The organism is Frigoribacterium sp. CFBP 13605 (assembly GCF_014839405.1).
GTDB lineage: Bacteria > Actinomycetota > Actinomycetes > Actinomycetales > Microbacteriaceae > Frigoribacterium.
The window spans coordinates 1-9,836 of sequence record NZ_JACYNS010000092.1; the positions used below are offsets into that span (position 1 = coordinate 1).

The 9,836-nt window shown below is 71.0% G+C and carries 10 protein-coding genes and 1 tRNA gene; 5 read left to right on the forward strand and 6 right to left on the reverse strand.

Features of this window, described 5'->3' with window-relative positions; all coding sequences use genetic code 11:
- Positions 1-1,294, reverse strand: a 1,294-nt coding sequence (locus IFT36_RS13250) for an acyltransferase family protein (protein WP_200413364.1), incomplete at its 3' end; no start/stop codon positions are given.
- 42 nt (positions 1,295-1,336) lie between these two features.
- Here IFT36_RS13250 and IFT36_RS13255 point away from each other — a divergent pair.
- Entirely contained in the window at positions 1,337-2,962 is a 1,626-nt protein-coding gene (locus IFT36_RS13255; RefSeq protein WP_200413365.1) for a glycosyl hydrolase family 28-related protein, read from the forward strand.
- A 12-nt stretch (positions 2,963-2,974) separates the two neighbouring features.
- On the opposite strand, the gene IFT36_RS13260 is transcribed toward IFT36_RS13255, so the two are convergent.
- From IFT36_RS13260 to IFT36_RS13280, 5 genes are all read right to left on the reverse strand, one after another.
- On the reverse strand, positions 2,975-3,292 hold the full coding sequence (locus tag IFT36_RS13260; protein ID WP_249408634.1) for a metallopeptidase family protein: 318 nt from the start codon (positions 3,290-3,292) through the stop codon (positions 2,975-2,977).
- 264 nt (positions 3,293-3,556) lie between these two features.
- Positions 3,557-3,629, reverse strand: a tRNA-His gene (locus IFT36_RS13265).
- 59 nt (positions 3,630-3,688) lie between these two features.
- Entirely contained in the window at positions 3,689-4,309 is a 621-nt protein-coding gene (gene orn, locus IFT36_RS13270; RefSeq protein ID WP_123571875.1) for an oligoribonuclease, read from the reverse strand.
- A gap of 78 nt (positions 4,310-4,387) precedes the next feature.
- Positions 4,388-5,656 (reverse strand): MFS transporter, encoded by a 1,269-nt coding sequence (locus IFT36_RS13275; protein WP_192122688.1) that lies wholly within the window; start codon positions 5,654-5,656, stop codon positions 4,388-4,390.
- A complete protein-coding gene (locus IFT36_RS13280) occupies positions 5,653-6,126 on the reverse strand; it encodes a MarR family winged helix-turn-helix transcriptional regulator (protein ID WP_192122687.1) in 474 nt (157 codons plus the stop codon). Before IFT36_RS13280 ends, IFT36_RS13275 begins: the two co-directional genes overlap by 4 nt.
- 95 nt (positions 6,127-6,221) lie before the next feature.
- On the opposite strand from IFT36_RS13280, the gene IFT36_RS13285 reads away from it, so the two are divergent.
- The 4 genes from IFT36_RS13285 to IFT36_RS13300 form a co-directional block, all read left to right on the forward strand.
- Positions 6,222-6,506 carry an oligoribonuclease gene (locus IFT36_RS13285; protein ID WP_157485491.1) on the forward strand — a complete coding sequence of 95 codons (285 nt, stop codon included), beginning with the start codon at positions 6,222-6,224 and terminating at the stop codon, positions 6,504-6,506.
- Between the two features lie 84 nt (positions 6,507-6,590).
- Positions 6,591-6,851, forward strand: coding sequence for a thioredoxin family protein (locus IFT36_RS13290; RefSeq protein ID WP_200413367.1), 261 nt, complete (start codon positions 6,591-6,593; stop codon positions 6,849-6,851).
- Positions 6,852-6,948: 97 nt separating this feature from the next.
- Positions 6,949-8,247, forward strand: a complete 1,299-nt coding sequence (locus IFT36_RS13295; RefSeq protein ID WP_200413368.1) for a bifunctional glycosyltransferase family 2/GtrA family protein — start codon at positions 6,949-6,951, stop codon at positions 8,245-8,247.
- A partial coding sequence (locus IFT36_RS13300; protein WP_200413369.1) for an ArnT family glycosyltransferase occupies positions 8,244-9,836 on the forward strand: 1,593 nt, incomplete at its 3' end. The genes IFT36_RS13295 and IFT36_RS13300, both read left to right, overlap by 4 nt.

The window sequence follows — 9,836 nt, forward strand, 5'->3', positions numbered from 1 at the left end:
CGGCGCCGTCGGTCGCCGCGGAGGGCAGGACGGGTGGGGCGGCGGCGGGGCGGACGGCGTCCACGGCGAGGGCGGTGGCCGTGAGGGCGGCCACCGCGAGCAGCGCAGCACCTCCGCGCCGGTAGGTCGATCGATGGTCTCGTCTCCACCGTCGCCAGGCGTGCCCGGGCGGGGCCGGCTCGAGCAGGGGCGAGGTGATGAGCGGCCGTTCGACCAAGTGGTAGGTCAGGGCGGACAGGACGAGGGTGGACACGAGGACGGCCGGCCAGAGCCGGGCCGGTTCGTCGCCGAGCAACGACGTGCCGACGACCAGGGCGACGAAGTGCCAGAGGTAGATCGAGTACGAGAGGTCTCCCACGATCATCACGGGCCGGCCGGCGAGGGGCCCGAGCCACGGTGTGCCGGCGCACCCCGTGCCCGAGGCGAGGACGAGCAGCGTGGCCGCCACGGGCAGCAGGGCGCCGGGGGCCGGGAACGGGACGGTGCTCGTCGTGACCCAGGCCGAGGCCACGACGCCGACGATTCCGACCCACGCCAGGGCCGGACGGAGGACGGCGGGGAGCCGGGTCATCGCGGGGGCCGCCGTCGCGAGGAGCGCTCCGAGCGCGAGCTCCCATGCGCGGGTCAGGCTCGAGAAGTAGGCGACGGTCGGTGACGTCGTGGACTGGTGCCAGGCCCACCCCAGCGATCCGAGCACGAGCACCAGCAGCAGGACCCCCAGGGCGACCCTCGGGACGGTCGGCCCCTTCCGTCGCCGGGCGACGGCGACCGCGGCGACGACCACGACGGGCCAGACCAGGTAGAACTGCTCCTCGACGGCGAGGGACCAGTAGTGCTGGAAGGGCGACTCGGGGCCCTGCGCGGCGAAGTAGTCGGTCCCGGTGGCGGCGAAGTGCCAGTTCGCGAGGGACGCGACGGACCAGAGCGCGTCGATCGCCGCCGACGCCCCGCGGGACGAGCCGACGACGAGCCAGGTGGCCGCCGTGCCCAGGACGAGCACCAGGACGCTCGCCGGAACGATGCGGCGGATGCGTCGTCGCCAGAAGGCCGCGATCGAGATCCGTCCGTGACGATCGGCCTCGCGCAGCAGGAGCCCCGTGATCAAGAACCCCGACACGACGAAGAACACGTCGACCCCGACGAATCCACCGGCGGGCCGCCCCGTGACGTGCTCGAGGACCACCATCGTCACGGCGAGGGCCCGGAGGGCCTGGACGTCGAGACGGTGGGCGGGGGCGGGACGGCGAGAGGCGATGTTCTGGTCGATGGTGTGCACCCGATCTTCTGACGACATGTGGTGAGGCATATATTACCCACGCTCGTGTACCCTGCCGTCATGACCGATCCACTCGACCAGACGCCGATCCGATCGCGTCGCGGTTTCCTGCTCGTCGGTGCGGCGGGCATCGCGGCGGCCGGTGCCGCGGCCGTCGCCCCCGGCGCCCGTGCCGCTCGCGCCGACGACGGGCCGGCCTCCGACGGGCCGCCTGCCGACGGTTCCGGGGCGGCGCCGGCTGCGGAGGTCGGGACGTCGGACGACCGCACGGGGGTCGACGTCCGTGACCACGGTGCCGTCGGCGACGGTCTGACGGACGACACCGCCGCCTTCGCCGCGGCCGTCGAGGCGGCCAGGGTGGTCCGGGGGCGTGTGCTCGTCCCGGCGGGCACCTACGTCGTCGACTCCGTCACGGTGCCCCTGTTGGTCTCGATCCAGGGCACGGGGGCCGATGTCAGTCGCTACGGGGCCTCGACCGACGGTGGCGTCACCATCCGGCACCTCGCCCGTTCGACGAGGCCGATGGTCGTCGTCGACGGGAACGGTGTCACGCTCGAGGGGCTGACCCTGCAGGGCAACGGCTCGGCGGCACCCCTCGTCCAGGTCGTGAACGGGTTCGAGTCGCGCTTCGACAGGGTGCAGTTGGCCGGCGTGGCCGGAACGGCCCTCCTCGTCGAGCGCGTCAACAACAACCTCTGGTCGGACCTCTTCGTCAACAACTGCGGGTCGGCCGACGCGGCCGCGGTCGTCGTGCGGTCACCGGCGTCGGGTGGGTCGAACACGAACACGTTCACCTGCGTGAACCTGCACATCGAGGGCAGTGCGAACGTCGCCCTCGATCTCGCCTGGGGTTCGACCGCCGAGTACTTCGTCGAGTTCGTGAGGCTGATCGCCCCGCACATCGAGACGTTGCAGCGGGCTGGATCGGGCGGTGACGCGACCGTGCGCATCGGCAACGTCCGGCAGATCGAGTTCGTCGCCCCGACGATCTACGGTGGCCCGGGTCCCCTGATCGAGCACGACGAGAGGCGACGTCGTGGCGTCGACATCGACGGCGGCATCCGACTGCTCGGCGGTGCCCTGCTCGGCGCGGACCCTGCCCAGGTCGGAGCGTCGACCGTGCTGGTGCGGCTGACCAAGGGCGACGACTTCGCCCTGGTGGGCACCCGTCTCGGTCGCTTCACGCAGGCAGGGGTCGAGTTGGGGGCCGGGTACGGCTCGCGGTTCGCCGTCGATCCGACGACACGGATCGCCACGACCGGCTCGGCCGTCGACGTCGTCGACCGACGCGAGGTCGAGGCTCGGCCGCTCTGGGCCTGGGGTGGCGACCTCGCGGTGGGACGTCGGTTGCTGGGTGCCCTCGGTGGCCCCTCTCCCGTGGCGTCGGCCATGGGGCGGAACGGCGACGGCGCCCCGGCTCCCACCCTGTCGGGTTCCGATCTGAGGGGAACGGTCGGCTTCGGTTCGGGTCGGGCCCGTCGTCCCGGCACGCAGGTGCGGGTCCGCTATTCGAAGCCCTTCGCGACGGCGCCGGTGGTCTCGATCTGTCCGGCGTCGAACACGGCTGCGTCGGCCCAGTTCTTCGTCGTCTCGCGACCCGACGCCTTCGACGTCGAGATGGTCGGTGACCTCGAGGAGGGCCTCCCGGCCGACGCCTACCGGTTCACGTACCAGATCATCGGCTGACGGCGGCCTCCGTCAGGCCCAGCCGAGTTCGTGCAGTTGGTGGTCGTCGATCCCGTAGAAGTGGGCGATCTCGTGGACGAGCGTGACGTGGATCTCGTCGGCGAGCTGGTCGAGGTCGTCCACGGCGGCGAGGTGCGGTTCGCGGTAGAGGATGATCCGGTCGGGTAGTTCGCCGAAGCCGTACTGTCCACGCTCGGTCAGGGCGACGCCGTCGTTGAGGCCGAGCAGGTCGAGCGTGCCGTCCTCGGGGCGGTCTTCCGTGACGAACACGACGTTGTCGAGCCCGTCGACCATGTCGTCGGGCAGCAGATCGAGTTGGTCGACCACCATCGCGTCGAACGCCTCCGCGCTCACCTCCGCCGGGTCGATGCCTGCTGCCGGTCGTTCGTCGTCCACGTCACCACCCTCCCACGCCGACGTCCTGGCCCCCTGAGCCGACGAGTGAAGCTGAGTCGCCATCGCACCGCCCTGAACGTGACGAGCGCAGCGAAGTCCTGACCCTCGACGTCTCGGATGCGCTCGCGCATCCGAGACCAGAAGGCCCCAGAACCCAAAAAATCCCCTGCCCATCGGAGGGCAGGGGATTTCATTTTGGGTGAGTAACGGGGCTTGAACCCGCGGCCTCCTAGACCACAACCAGGCGCTCTACCAGCTGAGCTATACCCACCATGTGTCGTTTCCGACGATGCTGGCGACTGCCGAGGCGATCGCAACGAGAAGACTCTACTACAGCCGGGGGGCCCATTCGTCCACGACGGCCTTCGAGATCGCCTGGACGTCCTCGGTGGTGGGACCCGGGTCGGCGACGAATCCGGCACGGCGGTAGTACTCGAGTTCGCGGATGGATTCGAGGATGTCGGCCAGGGCTCGGTGTCCGCCGTGTTTCTGCGGAGCGTTGAAGTACACGCGGGGGAACCAACGGCGGGCCAGCTCCTTGATCGAGGACACGTCGACGCTGCGGTAGTGCAGGTGGCCGTCGACGCGCGGCATGTACTTGGCGAGGAACGCGCGGTCCGTGCCGATGGTGTTTCCGGCGAGGGGCGCGTGCTGCTCGGTGGGCACGTACTTCAGGATGTACTCGAGCACCTCGAACTCGGCCTCGGCGAGGCTGACGCCGTCCGGGATCTCGTCGATGAGGCCGGACGAGCGGTGCATCTCTGTGACGAAGTCGCCCATGTTGTCGAGGGCGGACTGGTCCGGCTTGATGACGATGGCGAAGCCGGGGTGCACGGGCTTCAGGTCGAAGTCGGTCACGACCACGGCCACCTCGACCAGTTCGTCGACCGAGAGGTCGAGCCCGGTCATCTCGCAGTCGATCCAGACCAGTCGGTCGTTGCTCGTAGCCATTCAGCGAGTCTAGTCCGGTGCCCTTCCGGCACCGCGCCTCCTGCACGGGACCAGGGCAGGAGGCGCGGTGCGGTGCGGTCAGATCGCCTCGCCGGCTCCGATGGCCTCGGCTTCGACGCGAGCCGGTTCGGGGCCATCGTCGACCCGGCGCAGGGCCCCGCGGGCGGCTACCACGACGACGAAGGCGACGGCGACGCTCGCGGCGGCGAACACGTAGGCGGCACTCGGGTCGATGGTGTCGGCGAGCAGGGTCGCGACGGGCGGGGCCACGGCGCCGCCGAGGAAGCGCACGCCCGAGTAGGCGCTAGACGCGACCGAGCGGGGCAGGTCGGTCGCCTCCATGACGGACTCGGTCAGCACCGTGTTGAGCACGCCGAGCACCAGGCCGCCGACCACCACGCAGACCACGAGGGCGGCCGGCGTCCGGACGACGACCGCGGCGGCGACGAGGTCGAGCGCGAGCAGGGGGAGTGCGATGCGCAGCACGGTCGTCCGACGCAGGCGTGCGGTCAGCAGCGGGGCGACCCAGACCGAGGTGATCGCGAGGCCGACGCCCCAGCCGAAGAAGGTGAACCCGATGCCGAGAGCCCCGAAGCCCAGCGGGTACGGCGTGTACGCGAGCAGGACGAAGAATCCGATGTTATAGAAGAGGGCGGTCGCCGCAAGGGCGCCGAGGGCCGGGCGACCCAGGGCGCGGAACGGGGCCGACAGCGTCGTGGGCGTGGGTTTCTCCATGGCGTCGCCCTTGAGGAACAGCACGATCGCGATGAAGGCGATCGCCATCAGGGTGGTGACGCCGAAGAACGGGCCGCGCCAGCTGACCGAGCCGAGCAGGCCGCCGATCAGGGGGCCGATGGCGATGCCGAGTCCGAGGGCCGCCTCGTAGAGGATGATCGCCGAGGCCGTGCCGCCGGACGCCGCGCCCACGATCGTCGCGAGGGCGGTCGAGATGAACAGGGCGTTGCCGAGCCCCCAGCCGGCACGGAAGCCGATGATCGACCAGACGTCGCCACTGGTGGCGGCGAGCAGGGCGAAGAGCACGATCAGGGCGAGCCCGATCAGCAGGGTGCGCTTGGCGCCGAGTCGACTCGACACCCAGCTGGTGAAGAACATCGCCACGCCCGTGACGGCGAGGTAGCTCGTGAAGAGCAGTTCGGTCTGGGTCGGGCTGGCCTTCAGCGACTCGGCGATGGCGGGGAGGATCGGGTCGACGAGCCCGATGCCCATGAAGGCGACGACACAGGCGAAGGCGATGGCCCACACGGCGGTCGGCTGCTTCAGGATGCTCGGCCCGGATTCGTGCGCGATGCCGGAAGAGGACGAGGAGCTCGAGGCAGAGGCGCTCACGCGAACACCGCCTCGGCGTCGGAGTGGACTTCCGCGTGGCCGGCGGCGCGGTGGCCGACCCGCGACGCCAGGAGGCGCGTGGCGTGCTCGAGCACGGCCCACTCGTCGTCGTCCAGGTCGGCGAAGAGGCCGCCGAGCGAGTCGGCGAGTTGCCCCCGCCACTCGACGAGCGCCGCCGTGCCCTTGTCGGTGATGGCGATGAGCCACGCCCGGGAGTCGTCGGTGTCGGCGATGCGCTTGACGAGCTCGTCCTCGGCGAGGCCCCGGAGGAGCTTGGTCATGGTGGGCTGCGACACGCGGCTGGCCCGGGCGAGGTCCCCGACGCGGAGCTCGCCGTCGGTCGTCAGGATCGAGAGCGTGCGCCACACGGCGGGTGAGGTGGTGCGGCCGGTCTCCTGTGCGGCGATGCGCGTCAGGCGATGGGTCGACGTCAGGAGGGATTCCAAGATGTCTGTCGGCTGGGGAGTCATCCCTCAAGTGTATAGCCAAGCTATATAGGTTGGCTATGCATTGTCGCCGGGCGAAGCTGGGCGCCGACTCCGTGCCTCCTGGTAGACCTGTGGACATGACAGACAGCAAGCCCACCGTGGCCGAGGGTTCCGAGTACGTCGTCTTCTTCGACGGCGGTCCGAGCGACGGCTCCACCGACACCCGCATCAGCACCGACGGCTCGTACGACGAGCAGATCACCGATTTCGTGTTGGTCGACGGCATGGAGACCGGCATCGTCTACACCGCCACCGAGGCAAAGATGGTCGGCGAACAACTGCAGGTCCACTACTCGCTCGACGCGAAGGACAGCGACCCCGTCGTCGACCCGGAAGACCGAAACGACGACCGCGACAACTGACGTCGGCGGCCCCGGCCGCACCGACTCACCAGACCGCAGGAGGCGCGGGGGAAGTTTCCCCCGCGCCTCCTCGTTGTCCCCGGCATGATGCTCGAGCTCTACACGTCGGCCTTCTGCGGTCCCTGCCACGCGGCCAGGGCGGTCGTCGCCGAGGCGAAGGACCTCCTGCCCTCGCTCGTCGTCGACGAGGCCGACGTCGCCGCCCGGCCCGCCGACGCCGAACGGCGCGACGTTCGCAGCACGCCCACCATCGTGGTCACGCGGGACGACGGCGAGGTGGTCTTCCGCTCACCGGGCGTGCCGACGTTGGACCGCCTGCTCGGGGCCCTGGCCCTCGCGATCTGATCGCGGGACCCCCGTCATGGAAGGCCCATAGGATCTCCGCGGCGTCGCCATCGACTGATGCGAGGCCGCTGATGGCGTGGCGACCGATCGTGGTCCCATGCCTGACACCGACATCCTGCGTCTCGACATCGTGGTGCCCGTCTTCGACGAGGCCGCCACCCTCGAGGCCAGCATCACGAGCCTCCATGACCATCTGACCCGCCACGTCACCGAGACCTGGCGCATCACCGTGGCCGACAACGCCAGCACCGACGGCACGCCGGCCCTCGCCGACGACCTCGCCCGACGCCTGCGGTGCGTGACCGCCGTCCACCTCGCCGAGAAGGGCCGAGGCCGTGCCCTCAAGCAGGTCTGGGCGGCCTCGCCCGCCGACGTGCTGGTCTACCTCGACGAAGACCTCTCCACCGACCTCTCTGCGCTCGGCCCGCTCGTCGCACCGTTGCTCTCCGGCCACTCCGACCTCGCGATCGGCACCCGGCTGAGCCGGTCGTCGCGGGTCGTGCGCGGCGGCACGCGGGAATTCGTCTCGCGCAGCTACAACTTCCTGCTGCGTCGCACGATGGGGGTCGGGTTCAGCGACGCCCAGTGCGGCTTCAAGGCGATCCGGCGCGAGGCCGCCGAGCGACTGCTGCCCCTCGTCGAGGACACCGGGTGGTTCTTCGACACCGAACTGCTGATCCTCGCCGAGCGCTCGGGCCTGCGCATCCACGAGGTGCCGGTCGACTGGGTCGACGACCCCGACAGCTCGGTCGACATCGTCTCCACGGCCGCCGCCGACCTCAAGGGGATGCTGCGCGTGGGCACGGGCATCGCCCGGGGCGCGATCCCGGTCCAGGCGGTGTACGACGCGATCGGGAGGCGTCCGTTCGAGCCGCCCGCGCCTCCGACGTTCTTCTCGCAGGTCGTGCGGTTCGGCGTCGTCGGGGCCGCCTCGACCGCCGCGTACGCGCTGCTCTACCTCGGCGCGCAGCAGGTGATGCCGGCCCAGGCGGCGAATTTCGTGTCGTTGCTCGTCACGGCCGTGGTCAACACGGCCGCCAACCGGCGGTTCACGTTCGGGGTACGGGGGGCGTCGGGCGTGGCGCGACACCAACTGCAAGGGCTGATGGTCTTCGTCCTCGCCTGGGTGCTGACCTCGGGGTCGCTCGTCGTGCTGCACGCCGCGGCTCCCGCGGCCGACGCGCAGGCCGAGCTGCTGGTCTTGACGGCCGCGAACCTCGTCGCGACCGTCCTGCGCTTCGTGCTCCTGCGCGTCTGGGTGTTCCGGTCGGAGGCGACGCACGTGACGCCGGGACCGGCCGACGAGCGGGTCGGTGTCGCCGACCCCGTGTCCGACCTCGCCACCCGCGTCGCCGCCGTGGCCGGCGACGACGACGTCACGGTGGTCGGTCGATGAGCGCCGGGACCACGCCGGTGCCGCTGACCGATCGACGCTCGCCGTCCGGGTCGGCCGGCCCGCGCCTCCGTCCGCTCGCTCGTCGCCTGGTGCGCGGGCGTGAGGACGCGGCACGGTGGGAGCGACCGGCGTTCCTCGCGCTGCTGGTCGCCACGGGGGCTCTCTACCTGGTGAACCTGTCGGCGAACGGCTGGGCGAACTCGTTCTACTCGGCCGCGGTGCAGGCCGGTTCGCAGAACTGGGAGGCGTTCCTCTACGGCTCGTCCGACGCCGCGAACTCGATCACGGTCGACAAGCCGCCCGCGAGCCTGTGGGTCATGGCGTTGTCGGTCCGGGTGTTCGGACTGTCGTCGTTCAGCATCCTGCTGCCCGAGGCACTGATGGGCGTCGCGACCGTCGGACTCGTCTGGGCCACGGTGCGGCGGCACTTCTCGGGCGTCGCCGCGTTCGTCGCCGGTGGAGTCCTCGCGCTGACCCCGGTCGCCGCGTTGATGTTCCGCTTCAACAACCCCGACGCGCTGCTCGTGCTGCTGCTGACCCTCGCCACGTACCTGACGCTGCGCGGCGTCGAGACGGGCCGCGTCCGTTGGGTCGTCTGGGCGGGCGTGGCGATCGGCTTCGGCTTCCTGACCAAACAACTGCAGGCGTTCGTCATCCTGCCCGTACTGGCCGGGGTGTACCTCGTCGCGGCGCCCGTCCTGCTGCGCAAGCGGCTGCTGCACCTGCTGGCCGCGCTCGGTGCGGTCGTGGTGTCGGCCGGCTGGTGGGTCGCCCTCGTCGAGCTGGTGCCCGCGGGCATGCGGCCGTACGTCGGCGGCTCGCAGACCAACTCGTTCCTCGAGTTGACCTTCGGCTACAACGGCCTCGGACGGCTCACGGGTGACGAGACCGGCAGTGTGACGGGCGGGGGCGGCGGCACCGGTGCCGCCACGACAGGCATGTGGGGCGAGACCGGCATCACCCGGCTCTTCACGGGCGAGTTCGGGGGCCAGATCACCTGGTTGCTTCCCGCCGCCCTCGTGATCGGCGTCTCGGCACTCGTGCTGCTCGGCTGGAGACACCGGACCTCCGCGCGTCGGGCGACCCTGCTGCTGTTCGGGGGCTGGACGGTGCTGACCGCCCTCGTCTTCAGCTTCATGTCGGGCATCTTCCACGCGTACTACACGGTGGCGCTCGCCCCGGCGATCGCGGTCACCCTCGGGGCTGCGGCCGACGTGTTGTGGCGACGACGGGCCCGGTCGTGGGTGCGGATCGTGCTGGCGGCGTCGGCTCTGCTCACGGGCGTCTGGGCCTGGGTGCTGCTCGGACGGGCGGAGTCCTGGCAGCCGTGGCTCCGGTACGTCGTCGTCGCGCTCGCCGTCGTGGGCGCCGTGCTCGTGCTGCTGCCGCGACGGGGCCGGGCGCTCACGGCGGCGACCCTCGCCGTGCTGCTCACGGGCGGCCTGCTGGCTCCGGCGGCCTACTCGGTCGAGACCGTGTCGACGGCCCACACCGGTTCGATCGTCACGGCCGGGCCGACCGTGTCGGGCGGCACGGGCGGGTTCGGCGGTGGTGGCGCGGGCGGCGCCGGCGGCTTCGGCGGTCGCGGC